This is a genomic window from Pseudoleptotrichia goodfellowii (genome assembly GCF_007990505.1).
Classification (GTDB): domain Bacteria; phylum Fusobacteriota; class Fusobacteriia; order Fusobacteriales; family Leptotrichiaceae; genus Pseudoleptotrichia; species Pseudoleptotrichia goodfellowii.
The window spans coordinates 53,651-73,042 of record NZ_AP019822.1 but is presented as its reverse complement, the minus strand read 5'-3'; the positions used below and the strand labels follow the sequence as shown (position 1 = coordinate 73,042).

Annotated in this window: 18 protein-coding genes and 1 tRNA gene; 1 reads left to right on the top strand and 18 read right to left on the bottom strand. The window is 32.8% G+C overall.

The features are described 5' to 3' along the window. Positions 1–295: 295 nt before the first annotated feature. From FVE72_RS00355 to pckA, 9 genes are all read right to left on the bottom strand, one after another. Entirely contained in the window at positions 296–955 is a 660-nt protein-coding gene (locus tag FVE72_RS00355) for a thiamine diphosphokinase (RefSeq protein WP_026736815.1), read from the bottom strand. Positions 956–980: 25 nt separating this feature from the next. Then, positions 981–3,380 (bottom strand): phenylalanine--tRNA ligase subunit beta, encoded by a 2,400-nt coding sequence (pheT, locus tag FVE72_RS00350; protein ID WP_026736814.1) that lies wholly within the window; start codon positions 3,378–3,380, stop codon positions 981–983. A 61-nt stretch (positions 3,381–3,441) separates the two neighbouring features. Beyond that, positions 3,442–4,458 (bottom strand): phenylalanine--tRNA ligase subunit alpha, encoded by a 1,017-nt coding sequence (gene pheS / locus FVE72_RS00345; protein ID WP_006807955.1) that lies wholly within the window; start codon positions 4,456–4,458, stop codon positions 3,442–3,444. A gap of 343 nt (positions 4,459–4,801) precedes the next feature. Continuing rightward, a tRNA-Ser gene (locus tag FVE72_RS00340) sits at positions 4,802–4,888 on the bottom strand. A gap of 137 nt (positions 4,889–5,025) precedes the next feature. Further along, complete coding sequence (locus FVE72_RS00335) at positions 5,026–6,144, bottom strand: sodium ion-translocating decarboxylase subunit beta (protein WP_026736813.1); 1,119 nt, start codon at positions 6,142–6,144, stop codon at positions 5,026–5,028. A gap of 19 nt (positions 6,145–6,163) precedes the next feature. Beyond that, a complete protein-coding gene (locus tag FVE72_RS00330; RefSeq protein WP_026736812.1) occupies positions 6,164–6,532 on the bottom strand; it encodes a biotin/lipoyl-containing protein in 369 nt (122 codons plus the stop codon). 51 nt (positions 6,533–6,583) lie between these two features. Further along, on the bottom strand, positions 6,584–6,916 hold the full coding sequence (locus FVE72_RS00325; protein ID WP_026736811.1) for an OadG family protein: 333 nt from the start codon (positions 6,914–6,916) through the stop codon (positions 6,584–6,586). 16 nt (positions 6,917–6,932) lie between these two features. Beyond that, the gene (locus FVE72_RS00320) at positions 6,933–8,315 is read right to left on the bottom strand and encodes an oxaloacetate decarboxylase subunit alpha (protein WP_026736810.1); all 1,383 of its coding nucleotides are present in this window, start codon (positions 8,313–8,315) and stop codon (positions 6,933–6,935) included. Positions 8,316–8,456: 141 nt separating this feature from the next. Beyond that, complete coding sequence (gene pckA / locus FVE72_RS00315; RefSeq protein WP_026736809.1) at positions 8,457–10,040, bottom strand: phosphoenolpyruvate carboxykinase (ATP); 1,584 nt, start codon at positions 10,038–10,040, stop codon at positions 8,457–8,459. 205 nt (positions 10,041–10,245) lie between these two features. On the opposite strand from pckA, the gene FVE72_RS00310 reads away from it, so the two are divergent. Beyond that, a complete protein-coding gene (locus FVE72_RS00310) occupies positions 10,246–10,968 on the top strand; it encodes a biotin--[acetyl-CoA-carboxylase] ligase (RefSeq protein ID WP_026736808.1) in 723 nt (240 codons plus the stop codon). Between the two features lie 80 nt (positions 10,969–11,048). On the opposite strand, the gene FVE72_RS00305 is transcribed toward FVE72_RS00310, so the two are convergent. From FVE72_RS00305 to FVE72_RS00270, 9 genes are all read right to left on the bottom strand, one after another. Then, complete coding sequence (locus tag FVE72_RS00305; RefSeq protein WP_026736807.1) at positions 11,049–12,338, bottom strand: autotransporter outer membrane beta-barrel domain-containing protein; 1,290 nt, start codon at positions 12,336–12,338, stop codon at positions 11,049–11,051. A 412-nt stretch (positions 12,339–12,750) separates the two neighbouring features. After that, the gene (locus tag FVE72_RS00300; RefSeq protein WP_026736806.1) at positions 12,751–13,281 is read right to left on the bottom strand and encodes a hypothetical protein; all 531 of its coding nucleotides are present in this window, start codon (positions 13,279–13,281) and stop codon (positions 12,751–12,753) included. Then, a complete protein-coding gene (locus FVE72_RS00295; RefSeq protein WP_026736805.1) occupies positions 13,282–13,923 on the bottom strand; it encodes a hypothetical protein in 642 nt (213 codons plus the stop codon). 83 nt (positions 13,924–14,006) lie between these two features. Continuing rightward, positions 14,007–15,065, bottom strand: a complete 1,059-nt coding sequence (locus tag FVE72_RS00290; RefSeq protein WP_258454737.1) for a hemagglutinin repeat-containing protein — start codon at positions 15,063–15,065, stop codon at positions 14,007–14,009. Next, positions 15,050–15,187, bottom strand: coding sequence for a hypothetical protein (locus FVE72_RS11130; RefSeq protein WP_006807611.1), 138 nt, complete (start codon positions 15,185–15,187; stop codon positions 15,050–15,052). Before FVE72_RS11130 ends, FVE72_RS00290 begins: the two co-directional genes overlap by 16 nt. Positions 15,188–15,234: 47 nt before the next feature. Continuing rightward, positions 15,235–15,750, bottom strand: a complete 516-nt coding sequence (locus tag FVE72_RS00285) for a hypothetical protein (RefSeq protein WP_232049456.1) — start codon at positions 15,748–15,750, stop codon at positions 15,235–15,237. Positions 15,751–15,766: 16 nt separating this feature from the next. After that, positions 15,767–16,099, bottom strand: a complete 333-nt coding sequence (locus FVE72_RS00280) for a hypothetical protein (RefSeq protein WP_026736802.1) — start codon at positions 16,097–16,099, stop codon at positions 15,767–15,769. A gap of 186 nt (positions 16,100–16,285) precedes the next feature. Further along, the gene (locus FVE72_RS00275) at positions 16,286–16,831 is read right to left on the bottom strand and encodes a hypothetical protein (RefSeq protein WP_026736801.1); all 546 of its coding nucleotides are present in this window, start codon (positions 16,829–16,831) and stop codon (positions 16,286–16,288) included. A 1-nt stretch (position 16,832) separates the two neighbouring features. Beyond that, positions 16,833–19,214, bottom strand: coding sequence for a hemagglutinin repeat-containing protein (locus FVE72_RS00270; protein WP_026736800.1), 2,382 nt, complete (start codon positions 19,212–19,214; stop codon positions 16,833–16,835). Between the last annotated feature and the right edge of the window lie 178 nt (positions 19,215–19,392).

The window sequence follows — 19,392 nt, the reverse complement described above, 5'->3', positions numbered from 1 at the left end:
TTTGCAAATGAAAAACACGAAATATATCCTTTATTTTTTTCGCTTTTTTCTTTATTTTCTTTTTTATTTGAGCTTCGGTTTTTTAGTACATTTTCTTTTTTAATCTTTTTAATATAAACTTTTTATCTTTGTTTCTATGTAACATAATATTTATTTTTTTAAATAATTATTCTTTTGGACATTTTCTTATTCCGCAATATTTACCAGTACCTGCTTGTGATGCCGACCATAAAGCAAAGCAAGAATTTAGCATCATTACAGACAATACTACTAATACTATAAATTTTATATTATTTTAATCTTCAGTTACATTTTTTCTCAAAATTACTATCATTTTCCCTCTTGTAAAACTCACACTGCACACTTCTTTTTCAATGATATTACTCACAAGTCGTGAAGATTTTCTTTCTACATTCACACTATCCAGTTCATACTTAAACCCTTTTAATGTCAAATTTCCTATAATATTATCAAGGGGAATAATTGAAAAACCGTAACCTTTTTTATTATTCAAAGAAAAAGAACTTTCAGTATAAAATATTTCTTCGTTTTCAGTTAAAATTTTAATATTTTTATATTTTTCCATAAGAAAAATATTATTGAGAGTCAAATCAATTCTTTTTCCTAAAGCACCGAGTATACTCATAGAATCAAATTTAAAATCGCCATCCTTTTCAAGCTCTTCGACTTTCTGCAAAATCAGCTCAAAGTCGGTATAATCTTTTTCGGGATTATATTTCACAATATTTACACCTTGCTTTTTATAGTCCTCTAAAATTTTGGCATTTACAGAATCTAAATCACCGATAATATACAACGGCTTTTTATTGTATTTATGTGCAGAATTTGCTCCACCATCTGCACATAAACAGATCGTATTTTCATCAAATAAATCATCTATAAATTGCTGTGAATATGTATACTCTCCGTTCAAAAAAATTACACACTTTCTCATTCGGGATTCCTCTCATTTTTTGTGACTATTGTCTTAATTCAGCCATATAATCTTTTTTGACTTTATTCAATATTTTTTCCATAATATCATTTATTTCTTTTTCTTCAAGAGTTTTGGAATTATCTCTTAAAAGCACACTTATAGCTACACTTTTTTTACCCGGCTCTACTCCAAGCCCTCTGTATATGTCGAACAATTCCACTTTCTCGACTTTTTTATCTATTTTTTCAACTGTTTTTAAAACATCTCCGACTAAAACATTTTCATTCATAACCAATGCTATATCTCTCGGTACAGCCGGATATTTTACCGGCCCCTGATAAACAAAAGGCTTTCTTATATATTTTTTAATCAAATCAATATTGAACTCTCCTACAAGCACTGATTTTCTGTTTAAATCAAAATTTTCCAATACATCAGGATGAATTTCTCCGAAACTTCCTACACATTCGTTTCCTACAAATACATCTGCAGATCTTCCCGGATGAAATTCCGTTTGAACCGATCTTTTTATGGAATAATTTTTAAATTTCAATTTTGAAAATACTTCCTCTACAATACCTTTCAAATCATAAAAATCATAAGGTACAGGCTTAGGATTCCACAAAGTTTTATCTTTTTCCCCTGCAAGAATAATTCCTAACTTTATTTCTTCTTTTGCCAATTCTTCGGCTTTTTCAAAAGTTCTGCTCACCTCGAAAAATCTTATATCCGAAACATTTCTGTTTATATTTTCTTTGACATTTTTTATCAAACTGTAAAGTAAAGTCGGTCTCATAGTAACAAAATCTTCAGTTATCGGGTTGGAAATATCTATCAGTTTATCTCCCTTAACTCCTGTAAATTTTATTTTTTCAAGCCCGTCTTTAGGTATAAAACTGTAATTTATCACTTCTTTTAATCCTGTACTTGCAGCTATATTTTTCACAGTGTCTGTAAGTTTTGTCGTATCAAGAGTGGAGCTTTCATTTATATTTACTTTCGGTAAAACATTTTCTATATTGTCAAAACCGTACATTCTGATTACTTCTTCAAAATAATCCTGTTCCAGTTCTAAATCTCCTCTGTAAGAAGGAGCTGTAAGCTCAAGATTTTCCCCTTTATCGACTACTTTTATTTCAAGACCTTCAAGTATTTTTATAACTTCTTCTTTCAGTATAACTTTTCCGACAAATCTGTGAAGTCTTTCAAGATTAAGTCCTGTAGTTCTGTTTTCATGTGGAACGGGATATTGCTCTGCATATCCGCTTAAAATCTCTCCTCCTGCTACTTCCTGTATCAGATTTGCCAGTCTGTTTATTACATTCACGGCATTTTCAACGTCTATTCCTCTTTCAAATCTGTACGAAGAATCACTGAATAATGTCAATCTTCTCGAAGTTTTTCTCACATTTTGAGGATTGAAATGAGCAACTTCAAGCAATACATTTTTTGTACTGTCGGTAACCTGAGAATCAAAACCTCCCATTACTCCGCCTACAGCCAGTATTTTTTTACTGTCGGCTATTACAATATCCTCGTTTTCGAGCTTTCTTTCCTGATCGTCAAGAGTAACAAGTACATCTCCTTTGTTTGCAGTTTTTACAATTATTTCATTTCCTTCGATTTTATCCAAATCAAACACGTGATTAGGATGATTCATCTCCATTAAAATAAAGTTTGAAACATCTACTATGTTATTTATACTTCTTAACCCTACAGCTTCTATTCTTTCTTTAAGCCATTTCGGACTTTCTTTTACTGTTACACCTTTTAATATTCTTGTTACATATCTTCGGGATAAATCGCTGTCCTCTATCTTAACTTTTATATTATCAGATGTTTTTTCCTGTATTTCTTTATTTATAGCTGTTTCAGGATATTTCAATTCTTTTCCGTAATATGCTGCAAGTTCCCTTGCTATCCCTATATGCGACAGGCAGTCAGGTCTGTTGGGAGTTATTTCCAACTCGAATACTGTGTCATTTATTCCTAAGTATTCTTTTAAAGGAGTTCCCACAGGAGCATCTTCAGGCAATATTATAATTCCGTCTTTATCGCTTCCTATACCCAGTTCGTCTTCCGAACAGAGCATTCCGTTTGATTCTTCTCCTCTTATTTTTCCTTTTTTTATTGTAAAGTCTTCTCTTAATTTAGCTCCCACCTGTGCAAGTGCAACTTTATCTCCTGTCTTATGATTTGTAGCACCGCACACTATTTGAAGTATTTCTTTTCCGTTATCCACTTTACAAAGGGTCAAACTGTCGGCATTAGGATGTTTTTTTACTTCGATTAAATGTCCTACTACAACATTATCAAGATTATCCCCCTTTATTTCGATTTTCTCGACTTCCTGTCCGATCATCGTAAGAGCCTTTTCCAATTCTCCTACTTCTTTTCCTTCCAAATCTATATATTGCTTTAACCAATTTAAAGAAATCAGCATTTTTCCTCCTAGTTTTTTAATCCGTTATTTATTAAAACCAAATTTTATATTTCAAACACTTCTAAAACTGATCCAAAAATCTCACATCATTTTCAAAAAATGCTCTCAAATCGTCAATTCCGTATTTTAACATTGTAATTCTTTCAAGTCCCAATCCGAAAGCAAATCCTTGATATTTTTGAGGATCTATTCCTACTCCCTGAAGGACTTTGGGATTTACCATTCCGCTTCCGAGTATTTCAAGCCAGCCTGTTCCTTTACATACTCTGCAGCCCGCTCCTCTACATACACCGCATTCTACGTCCATTTCTGCCGACGGCTCTGTAAACGGAAAGAAGTGTGGTCTGAATCTTACATTTCTTTCTTTTCCGAATATTTTTTTTACAATATTTTCCAAAATTGCTTTAAAGTTTGAAAAAGATACATCTTCCCCGATCATAAGTCCTTCCATTTGATGAAACATAGGCGTATGCGACACATCATAATCAGGTCTGTATACTTTCCCTATAGAAACCATTCTGAAAGGAGGTTTTCTGTCAAGCATATATCTTATCTGCATTCCTGATGTCTGCGTTCTTAAAAGAACATCATTTTGAATATAAAACGTATCGGACAGTTCTCTTGAAGGGTGAGTTTCCGGTATGTTCAACGCATCAAAATTATATTTTGTATACTCGATTTCAGGCCCGTCCACTATATCAAATCCCATATCCGAAACTATTTCTTTTATTTCTGCAACAGTTTTCGTCAAAGGATGAAGCGAACCTTCATCGGCCTTTCTTCCCGGCAGTGTTATATCTATTGTTTCATTTTTCAATCTTTCCTGTTTCGCTTTTTCTTTAAGTGTATTTAATTTCTCATCAAATTTATCCTGTAAAACCGTTTTCAATTCATTAGTAACTTTACCGAATTCAGCTCTTTTTTCAGCTGCAATATCAGCCATTCCTTTCATTATAGTTGTAAATTCTCCTTTTTTCCCGAGAATTTTCACTTTTAAATCATTCAATTCTTCAAGATTCCCGACATTATTAAGTGTTTCCAGTACTTCTTCTTTCAAACGGGATAATTTCTCCAACATGTTTCCTCCTTATTAATATCACTCTTTCATTTGTCCGACATTTTTGACTTTTGTGATTTTATTATGATTATATCATAAAATACTATTATTTTCTATATTGCCTTTTTATTGTTGCTGATAATTACATAACAGTTTCAATAGTTTATATAATATTCAGATTTTTCGTATATTGAAAATTTTCAAAAGAAATATTATTATTTTATATTTAAAATAACGACTGTACAACTTAATAATTTCAGCAAGAAAACTAATTTTGAGAAAATTTAAAAGAGCTGCATTAATACAAAACTTGAATAAAATACAACTCTTTTATTATTTATAAAACTCTTTATATTCTTCCAAATGGCGGAAGTAGAGGGACTCGAACCCACAAGACGTTTAACCGTCCACAGCTTTCCAAGCTGCTGCCCTACCATTAGGCGATACTTCCGCATAACATTCACAAAAATTATTATACTAAACTTGGACTTAAAAGTCAATGGACTTTTTACCAATCACTTAAATTTACTGATTTGAATCAATAATCATTTATAAAATATCTGAAAATAACAGTTTTTAAAAGTTTTTTTACTTAAATATAATGAGTAATACTCCTGCAGCAACTGCAGACCCTATTACTCCTGCAACATTAGGTCCCATTGCATGCATAAGCAGAAAATTGCTCGGATTTTCTTCCTGTCCTACTTTTTGTACTACTCTCGCAGCCATAGGTACGGCTGAAACTCCTGCTGCTCCTATCATAGGATTTACTTTTCCTCCTGACAGTCTGCACATAAGTTTTCCGAAAAGCACACCGCCTACTGTCCCGAAAGCAAAAGCGAATAATCCCAATGCCAATATTTTAAGTGTAGTAACATTTAAAAATGTCTGAGCATTGGCAGTGGCTCCTACAGTAGTTCCGAGAACTATTGTTATACAGTAAAGCATCGCTCCTTTTACATGTTCCACAAGGTTTCCCACTACTCCCGATTCTTTTATAAGATTTCCCAGCATAAGCATCCCTATTAGAGGAACTGCTGACGGTATAAGCAATGTTACTACTATCGTTACCGCAATAGGAAATAATATTTTCTCGGTTTTACTCACTTCTCTTAACTGCACCATTTTTATTTTTCTTTCTTCTTTTGTAGTAAGCAGTTTTATTATAGGAGGCTGTATAATAGGTACTAACGCCATATATGAATAAGCTGCCACTGCTATAGGACCCAATAAATCCGGTGCCAGTTTTGTAGTCAGATATATTGCCGTAGGACCGTCAGCTCCTCCTATTATTCCTATGGAAGCTGCTTCTCTTCCTGTAAGCCCCAGAAGTATCGCTCCCGTAAATGCCAAAAATATCCCGAGCTGTGCCGCAGCTCCCAACAAAAGACTTTTAGGATTTGCTATTAAAGGTCCGAAATCCGTACTTGCACCTATTGCCAAAAATATTAACGGCGGATATATTCCGAATTTTACTCCCTGATACAAATAATAAAGTAGTCCTCCCGGCTCCATAAGCCCTTCCTTAGGCACTCCCGGCAGATTTACAAGCAGCATTCCGAAAGATATAGGTAACAGCAGATAAGGCTCGTATCCTCTTTTTATTGCCAGATACAATAAAACTAATGCCACTATTATCATTATAAACTGTTGCCATGTAAGCATTGACAGTCCTGTTGTACTATAAAGGGTTTTCAGTAACTCCATTTTCTTCTCCTTTCCCTACCTAAGATAAGCTGACCATTAATGTTCCGGTTTCCACAGTATCTCCTTTTGATACATGTATTCCTGCTACTGTGCCGTCTACAGGTGCTACTATAGGATTTTCCATTTTCATGGCTTCCAGTACTATGAGAGTTTCTCCTGCTTTTACTTTTTGCCCTGCAGACACATCAACACTCACTACAAGTCCCTGCATAGGTGCTTCTACTTTGGTATTTCCTTCGGATACCTGCGGTTTTACTGTTTCTTTAGGCTTTTCTTCTTTCACTTCCTTAGCCGACTCCGCTTCTATCTTTCCTTCTTTTTCACTTACAGCTTCCACTTCAACTTCATAAACTTTTTCTCCGATTTTTATTTTATACACTTTTATCATAAGTATTCTCCTCGTAAAAATATATTTTATTTTGTCTTTGTCTGATTTTTTTTATCTTATTTCTCTTATGGATTTTATTCTTATATAAGCATTTTCAATTTCTCCTGCGGCTTCCATCACTGCCACACTCACTGCTGCGAGCATTTTATCATCTTTTATATCTTCAGGCTTCAACTTTCTGCTTTCCCGCAATGAAACGGCAGGATTATCTTCTATAGAAGATTTTTCTATTTTAACTTCTTTTTTTTCAGACGGCACATATTTTAAAAACGACAGAATAAAAGAAATCAAAACCAACACTAAAAACACTATAAGCATACTTATTATTGTTATCCATAACGAATCTCCCAATGATATAGGAGAATCTCCGTATATTATTCTCATTTACTTCCCCTTTCTCTTAAAATATCACATTTATAGTCTGCACTTTTACTTCTTTTTCGGGATTATTTCTTTTTTCAAAATAAGTTCTTGCTACCTGAGGAAACATAGCATAAGTCAGTACATCTTCTTCATTTCTGATAAGATCCTCTGCTTCTTTTTTGATTTCCTCGTATTCATTTTTCAAAAGATCGGCAGGTCTGCCTGTAAATACTTCTTCATCTCCGATTATTCTCTTTTTCATTTCTTCGGAAACAGGTACCGGAGATTTTCCGTATTTTCCTCTTACATAATCTTTTATTTCTTTAGGTATCATTTTATATCTTTCTCCGGTCAACACATTAAACACCGCCTGAGTCCCGGTCATTTGACTTAGAGGTGTTACAAGAGGAGGATATCCCAGATCCGCTCTTACTTTAGGTATTTCCCTTAATACATCTTCGTATTTATGTTCCGCTTTCTGCTCTTTTAACTGGGAAAGCATATTTGAAAGCATTCCTCCCGGCAACTGATATTCCACTATATTAGGCTCCGTAAACAATGCCTGCGGTTTCAATGTTCCTTTATCGAGATATTTTTTTCTTATCGGTTTGAAATATTCGGCTATTTCTTTTAATATCTCAAGATTTATTTCCGTATCATATTCCGTACCTGCAAGAGTTCTCACTAAAGACTCGGTAGTAGGTTGGGAAGTTCCTCCCGATAGAGGGGATATTGCCGTATCAACTATGTCCACGCCGGCTTCTATGGATTTCAGATTGGTCATAGCTCCCAATCCCGCAGTATTATGAGTGTGAACTTCTATCGACACATTTATTACTTTTTTCAATTCTTTTACAAGCTCGTAAGCCCTGTAAGGAAGAAGTATCCCCGCCATATCTTTTATCGCTATGGAATCTGCTCCCATTTCCTGCATTTCCATTGCAAGATTTTTATAATATTCTATCGTATGTACGGGACTTATCGTATAACATATGGCAAGCTGACTGTGTCCTCCGTATTTTTTAGTGCTTTCCGATGCCTGTCTTATATTTCTCACATCATTTAAAGCATCGAATATTCTTATTATATCTATTCCGTTTTTTATGGATTTTTCCACAAATTTATCTACTATGTCATCGGCATAATGTCTGTATCCTAAAAGATTCTGTCCTCTCAAAAGCATTTGAAGTTTTGTATTTTTTGCTCTTTTTCTTATTTCTCTAAGTCTTTCCCAAGGATCTTCGTTCAAAAATCTTATCGCCGAGTCAAAAGTCGCTCCTCCCCATACTTCGAGGGAATAATAACCGGCTTTATCCATTTTTTCCACTATCGGAAGTATCTCAGCCGTTGTAAGTCTTGTAGCCATTAATGACTGATGCCCGTCCCTTAATGATGTTTCGGTTATTTTTACTTTACCCAAGGTTTTCGCCTCCTTATTTGATATTATCCATTCCTTTTTTCACTAAATCTGTTTCTTTTTAGCGGTAGTCATAATATATTTATAACTACCGTCCAATATAAATTTTTATTACTTTTTCAGGCAGTATTTTTGAAATGAATATTATGCTTTAGGTCCTGCATTTACTATGTTTTCAGGCATATTAGGATATTTATTTTCAAAGTTTTCTTTAAACATTTTAGCCAACTTTTTAGCATAAACATCGTATGCCTCTTTATTATCCCATGTGTCCGCAGGATTCATGATTTCACTCGGAACACCCGGACATGATTGAGGTACATCTACATTGAAAGTTTCGTCGTGTATATATTCTACCGAATCAAGCTCTCCGTTTAATGCAGCTGTTACCATAGCTCTTGTATATTTAAGATTCATACGTTTACCGATACCGTAAGGTCCTCCTGACCATCCTGTATTGATTAAATATACCTTGGTATTGTATCTTTCGATTTTTTCTCCGAGCATTTTTGCGTAAACTGAAGGATCCAAAGGCATAAACGGTTCTCCAAAGCAAGTAGAGAATGTAGGTTGAGGCTCGGTAACACCACGTTCTGTTCCTGCAAGTTTTGAAGTAAATCCTGTAATAAAATGATACATTGCCGCATTCTGATCAAGTCTTGATATCGGCGGAAGCACTCCGAAAGCATCTGCAGTAAGGAATATGACTACCGACGGTATTCCTCCCACACCCGGAATTTGTGCGTTATCTATATAATTAATAGGATATCCTACACGAGTATTTTCAGTAAGAGTTCTGTCTTTAAAATCAAGTTCTCTTGTATTGGAATCCATTATAACGTTTTCTACAAGACTTCCGAATTTTATTGCATGAAAAATTTCAGGCTCGTATTTTTCCTTTAAATCTATACACTTTGCGTAACATCCGCCTTCAAAGTTGAAAATTCCGTGATTGGACCAGCCGTGTTCGTCATCTCCTATAAGTTTTCGGTTAGGATCTGTAGACAATGTAGTTTTACCCGTTCCGGACAATCCGAAGAAAATAGCTGTTTTCCCTGTTACAGGATCTATATTTGCCGAGCAGTGCATCGGAAGAACATCCTGTTTAGGCATCAGATAATTCATTACACAAAATACGCTTTTTTTGATTTCTCCTGAATATTGCGAACCGCATATAATTCCTATTTTTGCTTCATAATCGAGAATAATGGCAGCTTCCGAATGAGTTCCGTCAATTTTCGGATTACATTTAAAGCCCGGTGCCGCAATAATTGTAAAGTCCTGCATATGATAATTTGCAAGTTCTTCAGCTGTAGGTCTTATTAATAATTGATGTATAAAAAGATTCTGACTGGCGAGTTCATTTATAATTCTGAATTTTTTTCTGCAAACGGGGTCGGCTCCTGCCAATCCATCAAAAATAAAAATTTCTCTGTTTTGAAGATAAGAAATAAGTTTTCCGTAAATAGCATTAAATTTTTCTTTTTCAATAGGTCTGTTCACTTTTCCCCATGCAATAGAATCGTGAATACCCGGAGTATCTACTATAAATTTATCCTCAGGAGAACGTCCTGTATACTTTCCTGTCGTTACTACTAAAGCTCCTGTCTTTGATAATTTTCCTTCTCCTTTACTGACGGCAATTTCAACAAGTTCGGTCGAAGACAGATTTCGATGAACTTTTCCTGTATTGATAATTCCCAATTTTTCGAGTCCGTATGTTCTCATGATATTACCTCCACTTTGAAATATTTTAAAATTATTATTTATAAAATTAAATTTTATTTATTTTTGTTCGTAGTGGCTATATTGTTTTATATAATTATACTATCATTTTTCCAAAAAGCAAATTTTAAAACGAATTTTTATTGAAATTTTTATTGTTATCATATAAAATTATATTATAAAAACTGCAATTTAAAGGAGAAACAGTATGAAAATTTATAAATTTGAAACTCTCACATCCACAAACGAATACATGAAAAAAAATTCTGATAAATTCGGGAATTTTGATATTGTAATTGCTGAAACTCAGACAGAAGGGAAAGCTCGTCGTGAAAATGTCTGGTTTTCCGATAAGGGAATGGCTCTTTTTACTTTTCTTGTGAAAAAAGAAGGAGATTTTGATGACACTGAATATTTAAAATTGCCTTTGATTGCAGGGCTTTCTGTTATAAAGGGACTAAACAGGCTGGAAAAACTTGGCTATATGTTTAAATGGACCAATGACATTTATCTTGACGGAAAAAAATTGTGCGGTATTTTGTCCGAAAGAAGCGGAGATAATTTTTATATAGGTATCGGCATAAACATTAATAATCATTTACCTGAAAACCTTAAAAACATTGCAGTATCTCTTTCGGAAAAAACCGGAAAACAGTATAATATTACCGAAACAGCTCTTTTTATCGTAGAAGAGTTTAAAACTTTATATGCTGATTTTATTAACGGACTGTGGAATGAAATACTTTCGGAAATCAATTTGAGAAATTTTCTGAAAAATAAAAAAATCAGTATAAAAAGCGGTAAAAATCTTAAGTCGGGAATTGCACAAAATATAAATAATGACGGGGAAATCGAAGTTTTGATTAATAATGAACTTCATTCTTTTTCGTTCGGAGAAATTATGAGCGAAAAAATTATGATTGAAAAGTAAAAAGACACCTTTCATACGTTTCCATAATCAAAGTGTCCTGTTATAAAATTAATTAAGATTATTAGCTATTTACTTCGGAATTAGAATTCTCCTCCGAATCCTACTTTAAATACACTGTTTTTATCATCATTTAACTCATAAGCTGTTGTTATATTGAATTTAGAAAATTTATATTTCAATCCCAATCCTAATTTCATTCCTCCATCATAATCCAACCCTTCTATTTTTCTTCCGCCTTTTACATCTCTGTCTCTATGATAAGATTTATTGTTAAATCTGTGTTCATATTCTACATTTCCAAATAAATCAACTGCTGATCCTAATGCAACTTGTCCGTATACTCCTAAATTTGCATTTCCACTTGTTCCTCTAGCTTTTGAAGCATTTAATTTATCTATTGCACTTTCTTCAACTCTTGTTACTCCCAATCCTACATAAGGTTTTACATAACCTATATTTCCACTGAATTTAGATCCTAATCTTGTTTGGAAGTCAATAATATTTGAATTAAATTTAACTCCTTCAATAATTACTTTATCCTTATTTTCATATTTATGACTATTATGAGAATATGTCAATACACTTGCCAAATCAACATTTTCAGTAAAATTATATTTTCCACTTAACATAAACTGGTAAGAATCTAAGTTTTCTTTTATACCGTCAAATGTTTCTTTATATTTTACTTTTGATTTTTGATATCCAAATCCTCCTCCTAATGTGAAGTTTCCGAAATTCTTAGTTCCTATTAATGCTACTCCGTTGCTTTTTGAATCGTATTTTATAACTTGAGAATTATCAGTATAACGTCCTACTCCTCCAATATATTGAATATCTAACCCTGTTCCATTATTATTCTGTGCATCTTCCAAACTTTTAAATCCACTTGAAGTTATATTTTTAGTCAATTCCAAATCAACTTTTGATCTAGGTATATAAACTTTCGCAGATGGTGTCCCTGGTGTTGGAACCGGAGTTGGTGTAGGGGTAGGCGTTGGAGTAGGTGTCGGTGTTGGACTAGGAGTAGGTGCTGTATTGAATGTTGTATCATTTCCTGTTACCTGATTTGTAAAATTAAAAGTATTTCCTCCTGCTATTGTTCCAATTACAGTACCTCTTGAATTTACTACTTTAAAATTTGCTCCAGGTGATACAGTTACAGATGTTCCCGAAGTAATTTTATCAGTAGGATTTAATGTTAAAGTAAAATCTCCTGCATTAATTGTAAAATTTCCTGAAAATGTTCCTGCAGATGTGCTTATAGAACCTCCTGAATAACTTGCACCACTACCTGTACTAACACCACTGAAAGATAATGAATATGCATTTACACTTGCAATCAATGCTCCTAATAATAGTAATTTTTTCATTTTTACCTCCAAAATATCATTTTTTAAAAATTTTCTTTCAACTTTATTTATTTGATTAATTATTATACCTTATTTTTCCTTAAAAGTCAACTTGAATTTTTTAAGTTATTTTATATCTAAAATTTTATTTAATGTTATTATAAACAAAAAACAAACCCTAAAACCCAATTTTTAAATAACCAAAATTTTCATTTATTTTTATCTTACTGTTTTTTCTAAAGCATATACTTCTTTTTTTCACTTTTATTATAGAATATTTACTTGAATTAAATTAATGACCCGGATAACAATCTAATCCTAACTGACAAGTAGGAATACAAGAACTTAATACTAATACAAGTCCTATAATTAATAACAATAAAAATATTTTTCTTTTCATCTTTAATTCTTCCTTTCTATATAAAATAATTTTCTATCTGCTTTTCATTACTTTTACTATGGCTTCACATATAGGGACAGCTTTCCTAGAACCTATTTCTTCCGCTTCACAAGCTATATATAATCCAGGTTTTATCTCTATCATAACTGACACTTCATCCAACAATGAGATTCCAATTTTATATCTTTTATTTTCTTCTGAAAATACATAAGACTCCCCTTTTCTTTTCCCATAATCTTTCATTTTTTCTATCGATTCTTCTATCAAAAACACTTGAGTCCCAGTTTTTGTTACTTCATCATATAAATATTTTCTTTTTTTACCGAACAATTCATCTGTAGTTGCTGATTTTCCATATTTAAAAATCATATTCTCAGGCATTTTTATATTGTATCCTGATATTTGTGCTACTACTTTTCTTCTTCCCAATATATCTTTCTCTGTAAATTCTGCTCCGTAGTCCGAATATCCTTTTTTAGGAATCGGTCCTGTTAATTGGGACATATCTGTTATACATGATGACAGTATTATCAAGCTTAATATTAAAATTATATTCTTTTTCATTTATCTCACCCTTCTTCTCAAATTTGCAACCATATCATCTATTGATTGTGTTGCATTTCTTTTAGTATTACCATTTATATGCAAATCTTCTACTCTTCTATTCTCAGGTATTCTCTCTCTTTCTCTCCATTGGGCTCCAAGGTTTTCTATAAATTCATCAAATAAAATATTTGTCCTAAAATCTATTATTTGTTCTGTAGTTACTACAGGACCGTATTTCATTTTGTCAAACATAACATTTTGTCTTTCTGCTCTTATTTTATTGATTTCTTCTTTTATTTCATCCATTGATTTTCCTGAATTTAACTGTTCCAATTCTCTGGCTACAAATTCTCTATCCTCATACATATATCTTCCGTGATAATTCATCGCATAACCTGTAAATTGCTTATACTTTTTAAACCCATGAGCCTGACTTATACTTGATATTTCCTCCGGAGTATACTTCTCTTTCTTTTTTAAAGTCAGCATCGGATACACCTGATCTCTTAACATTGACGGTCCTATAAACGATATCTTCGATGACAAAGCATCTCTTTTGGTTCTTGGCTTTTGATCAAAATCTCTTGTTTCGGATACTATTCCTTTTAATCCCATCAGTTTTCCTCTTTCACTACCTACAGGATCTAGTGTATTTATCATTGATACTCCGTTTGTAAAGTGTAATTTTCCTGTTAATGCATCAAATGCTTTTGGAGCTATCGGTGTTCCTGTATGATATAACGTTATATTACCATTCTCTGTACATTTACATCTTTTAGCATCTCTTCTGCTCTCGTTATATCTCTGTTTACTCCCACTTCTATAGGTTTTCCTGAATTTACTGTTCCATTCCCTATTGTTGCTCTTGTCACTTTTTCTCTTTTGTGTCCTTCTACTCCTACTCCGTATGTTTCATCTACTCTGTTTGGGACTTCTTTTACATTATCTCCGGTTTTATTCTTTCCTTTTTTATTATTTAAAACTAATTCTGTATTATTATCTCTTGATCTTTGGTTTATTTCTATATTTCCATTTAAGTTTATCATTTTATCATGACTTTCTATATCCTGTGTTCTTAAACTTCCATATGATAATGTCAAATTTCCTTTGTCTTTTCCATTCTCATCTATATTGGCTATTATCCCTCCTATCAGTGCCAATTCTTTCCCTACTTTTACATCTGCACTCTCTGTTCCGATTATTCCGCTTTGTTCAGCTACCCATGCCTTATCTTTTCTTCCGTAATTGCCTCCCAAACTTCCGTTATGTCTGTTGTCAGGCTTTCCATCTTGACCTTTTCCTTTTTGCATACTGTAGCCTACATTCACTCCTATCTGTTTCATCTCCTCTTTATCCTGTAAACTTTCTACCAACAGATTTTCTCTTATATCCGCTTCTACATGTTTGCCTACTGCTCTGCCTCCTCTTATTTCCATATTGTCAGCTTTTATTTTCAGTTTATTGCCTGCCTGTATTTGCGTATTATTATACATTGTGCCTTCTGATTTCATCGTACCGTAATTTGCTCCCGCCGATACTCCTTCTGCTCCCCATAATGTTATTCCTAAGTTTGCTCCTATGCTTCTTGATTTTGCACTGTATCTGTCTGCCGATGCTTCCAGTTTTATCTTCTTGGCATCCATTTCTAAGTCATTTTCCGCTCTTATAAAACTTCCGTTTATTTCAAGCTCCTGACTCTTTAACAATATATCCTGTCCTGCTCTCATATTTGTTGTTACATTTTTCAAATACTGACTCGCACTTTTTGTTGTGTCGAAACTTACATTTAATCTTTTAAAAATTTATCCACTTTTGAAAAAGTGGACAAAACTTCCAACTCAAATTTCTCTACCCTCAAAAATACTCCGTTCGTTTGAAAAATCATAAACTCACTTCGCTCAAACAATGATTTTTCATCACTCACTCCCGTATTTTTTCGTAGAGAAATTTGAATGTCGGATTTAATTATATTTACTGGCTTTTCATTACTTTTACTATAGCTTCACATGGTCGAGTCCCTACGTAGTTTCTATTATTAGAGTTACAAGCTACATATAAATTAGACTTTATTTTTACAACAACTCCCGATGAACGCCCTGAGAAATCCATTCTATACCTACCGTTTTGTTCAGACTTTCTATAGACTACCGAGTTATTATCTTCATTCATATTCTCTATTGTATCTTCTATTAAATATATATTTGTTCCAGTCTTAGTCCTATTATCATATAAATATTTTCTCTTTTTTCCAAATAATTTATCTGTTCCGTATACTGTTGAACCGTATTTAAACTCCATATCTTCCGGCATTGTTATACTGTACCCTGATATTTGTTGCTTTACTCTTCTTCTTCCCAATATTTCTTCTTCTCCAAAATCTGTATCACCATCTGCTTGTCCTTTCTTTGCATGCGGTCCTGACCATTCTGATGAATCCTGTAAAAAGAAACTGCATGACACTATAAACATTAAACTTAACATTAACATTACTATTTTTTTCATCTTATCTTACCTGCTTTCTTAAATTTTCTACCATATCATCTATTGACTGTGTCGGATTTTTTCTTGGTATAGTTTGATTAATTTTTTGATTATAGATATTAACTAATCCTGCTATATTTTCCTTTTCACGCCATTGTGCATCTTGATTTCCCTTATATTCATCATATAGAGCATCTAATCTGAAGTCTTTTATTTCATTTCTGTCTATTAAATCTACTCCTCTCATCCATTTTTCTACCATCGCATCTTTTCTTGCTTCTCTTATTTCATCTATTGAACCAATTATTTTTTCTTGAAATTCCTTAGGTAAATTTTGTTGTGTCGAAACTTGCATTTAATTTTTTAAAAATTTATCCACTTTTAAAAAAGTGGACAAAACTTCCAACTCAAATTTCTCTACCCTCAAAAATACTCCGTTCGTTTGAAAAAATCATAAACTCACTTCGTTCAAACAATGATTTTTCATCACTCACTCCCATATTTTTTCGTAGAGAAATTTGAATGTCGGATCTAATTTTATTTACTGGCTTTTCATTACTTTTACTATTGCTTCACACTGTTCAGTACCCACATAGTTTCTATTATTAGACCCACAGACAACATATAAATTAGGTTTTATTTCTACTAATATCCCCCCTCTAGAGTTGTAAGCTTTTGCTTCCATTTTATATCTCCCATTTTTTTTTATTTCATTTTTCCAAATGTATGCATCATTTTCACTATAGCTAATTAATTTTTCTATTGATTCCTCTATTAAATATACGCTTGTTCCAGTCTTAGTCCTATTATCATATAAATATTTTCTCTTTTTCCCAAATAATTTATCTGTTCCATATACTGTTGAACCATATTTAAACTCCATGTCTTCCGGCATCGTTATACTGTATCCTGATATTTGTTGCTTTACTCTTCTTCTTCCCAATATTTCTTCTTCTCCAAAATCTGCTCCTGCATCTGCTTGCCCTTTCTTTGCATGCGGTCCTGACCATTCTGACGAATCCTGTAAAAAGAAACTGCATGACACTATAAACATTAAACTTAACATTAACATTACTATTTTTTTCATCTTATCTTACCTGCTTTCTTAAATTTTCTACCATATCATCTATTGACTGTGTCGGATTTTTTCTTGGTATAGTTTGATTAATTTTTTGATTATAGATATTAACTAATCCTGCTATATTTTCCTTTTCACGCCATTGTGCATCCAGATTTTCCTTATATTCATCATACAGAGCATTTAATCTGAATTCTTTTATTTCATTTCTGTCTATCAAATCTGCTCCTCTCATCCATTTTTCTACCATCGCATCTTTTCTTGCTCCTCTTATAGTTTCTATAGAATTAACTATATTCATTTGCTCTTTTCCTGGTATATAAGGGTTATATTGCATTGAATATTGTAACATTTCCTTTACTATATCTCTGTCTTCTATTCTATACCATCTATGATTGTTTTCTATAAACTTTTTAAATTCCTTATCAGTTTTCAGATTATTATTTCTCATTATCTCATCTTTGGCATATGCATATTTTCCATTTTTTTCTTTGTCAAATTCTTCTATTGTAGGAAGTTTCATGAATACATATCTTTGATCTCTCATTGTTGATGGTCCGAAAATCGGTATTCCCGAATAACTGTTTCTTTTATCTCTCGGTTTTTCATCGTAATCCCTTGTTTCCGAAATGAGTCCTTTTATTCCGTTCCATTTTCCCTTCTCACTTCCAACTTGATCAAGATAATTTATTAAAGATACTCCGTTTATAAAATTCATCTTCTTCGCCAAATTATCAAATACCATCGGTACTACAGGCGTTCCTGTATGATATAACGTTATATTACCATTCAGTGTTTTTCCTTTATTGTTCAGATAATTTAATGCTCCCATCATTATTATATTTGCTTGGCTGTATGTCGTTATATTGAATTCCCGTTTTGGATCTAATTGCATTAATACATCCGCTAATCCTCTTGACGTTCCTGTTGTAAGATGAAAATTAGTTTTACTTCCGTCAAACATTTTTCCTAACACTGCTTCGGCTCCGTCAATTATTCCTCCTCTCGTTTTGCTGTAAATTAATGTTATTTTTACAGGTTCTTTTTTCATTTTATTTTTTATTTCATCCATTGATACTAACTGATTTATTGCATTTGCTATAGAACCTTCGGATTCTTCAGTCATTCCGTTTATAAGTATTTCATTATTTGTTATCTCTGATGCATTCTTTAATTTCTTTCCTGTTATAACCGGTTTCCCATTTTTATCTTCTTCCAGCACTATATCATATATATCAAATTTATCTTTTTTGAAATACATTTGTATTCCTTCAAGCATTCCTCCATTTTGTCCTGCCGTCGGTATTATAGGTAAAGTTTCATTTTTCAACTTCTTATCTACAAAATCTTCTATTCTTCTTATTGTCTTGTAGACTTTTTCTGTCCATTCTCCCTGTATGTTCTTTGGTTCATTATTTAACAGTTTCTCATTTACATCATCTGCAAACTTGCCTATTATTCCCGCATCTGTTGCCAGTATTCCTCCTATTTCTCCCCAACCTTTTTTCGTTTCCACAAAGTCCACATTTACTTTCTTTACATTCACATCTTTCAATATTTCATCTGATCTATATACATCTCTATTTAAAGGTCCATTCTGTTCTCCTACCGTCAACACTCCGTTTCCTATTGTTGCTCTCGTTACTTTTTCTCTGTTATGACCTTCTATTGATGCTCCGTAATCTGTTCCTACTTTGTCTTCTTTTCCTTTTATAGGATTACCGTTTTCATCTTTTAAGTGTATCTGCTGATCTGTAGGTACTTTTTCTCTTTCTGTTATACTTGCTCTTATTCCTGCTCCTACCTTTTTATCTTTGCTTTCTATATCTTCTGTCAGCAGCTTTTTGATTTCTACTGTTAAATTTCCTCTGTCTTTTCCGTTTTCATCTATATTTCCTATCAAACCGCCTTTTAAGTATCCTTCATCTGCTTTTACTCTTATTTTTTCTGTTCCTGTTATACTGCTTTGGGTTCCTACCCATGCTTTATCTCCTTTTACTACTGTTACTTCTCCGTTTCCTGAATAAGTATATTTTTCTTTTCCTTTACCTGCATTTACTCCTATTCCTACTCCTATTTCTCTATATTTTGATGTATCCTGTAAACTTTCCAATACAAGTTTTTTTGTTTCCACATCTGTTTCTTTTCCCTTTAAGTTTCCTCCTTTTATTATAAGTTCATCAGATCTTGAATACAACTTATTTCCTGCTATTATTTGGCTGTTATTATATGTCTTTCCTTCAGATTTACTTTGGGAATATCCTACGTTCCCTCCTACATTTCCTGAATTTGTTCCCCATATACCGTATTTTCCGCTTACTGATATATTTCTGGACTTATTCTTATTTTGAAAATCCCACTTTTCAAAAAGTGGACAAAACTTCCAACTCAAATTTCTCTACCCTCAAAAATACTCCTTTCGTTTGAAAAATCATAAACTCACTTCGTTCAAACAATGATTTTTCATTACTCACTCCCATATTTTTTCGTAGAGAAATTTGAATGTTGGTCTTTATTTTTATTTACTACAAGTCTTCGTAAAACCGTTTGCTCTTATTATTTTTTGAGCC

Coding starts and splice junctions, on each gene's coding strand:
- FVE72_RS00355 (WP_026736815.1), bottom strand. CDS start 955: ATGAGAAAGTGTGTAATTTTTTTGAACGGAGAGTATACATATTCACAG.
- pheT (WP_026736814.1), bottom strand. CDS start 3,380: ATGCTGATTTCTTTAAATTGGTTAAAGCAATATATAGATTTGGAAGGA.
- pheS (WP_006807955.1), bottom strand. CDS start 4,458: ATGTTGGAGAAATTATCCCGTTTGAAAGAAGAAGTACTGGAAACACTT.
- FVE72_RS00335 (WP_026736813.1), bottom strand. CDS start 6,144: ATGGAGTTACTGAAAACCCTTTATAGTACAACAGGACTGTCAATGCTT.
- FVE72_RS00330 (WP_026736812.1), bottom strand. CDS start 6,532: ATGATAAAAGTGTATAAAATAAAAATCGGAGAAAAAGTTTATGAAGTT.
- FVE72_RS00325 (WP_026736811.1), bottom strand. CDS start 6,916: ATGAGAATAATATACGGAGATTCTCCTATATCATTGGGAGATTCGTTA.
- pckA (WP_026736809.1), bottom strand. CDS start 10,040: ATGAGAACATACGGACTCGAAAAATTGGGAATTATCAATACAGGAAAA.
- FVE72_RS00310 (WP_026736808.1), top strand. CDS start 10,246: ATGAAAATTTATAAATTTGAAACTCTCACATCCACAAACGAATACATG.
- FVE72_RS00305 (WP_026736807.1), bottom strand. CDS start 12,338: ATGAAAAAATTACTATTATTAGGAGCATTGATTGCAAGTGTAAATGCA.
- FVE72_RS00300 (WP_026736806.1), bottom strand. CDS start 13,281: ATGAAAAAGAATATAATTTTAATATTAAGCTTGATAATACTGTCATCA.
- FVE72_RS00295 (WP_026736805.1), bottom strand. CDS start 13,923: ATGATAAATACACTAGATCCTGTAGGTAGTGAAAGAGGAAAACTGATG.
- FVE72_RS00285 (WP_232049456.1), bottom strand. CDS start 15,750: ATGTTAATGTTAAGTTTAATGTTTATAGTGTCATGCAGTTTCTTTTTA.
- FVE72_RS00280 (WP_026736802.1), bottom strand. CDS start 16,099: ATGCAAGTTTCGACACAACAAAATTTACCTAAGGAATTTCAAGAAAAA.
- FVE72_RS00275 (WP_026736801.1), bottom strand. CDS start 16,831: ATGAAAAAAATAGTAATGTTAATGTTAAGTTTAATGTTTATAGTGTCA.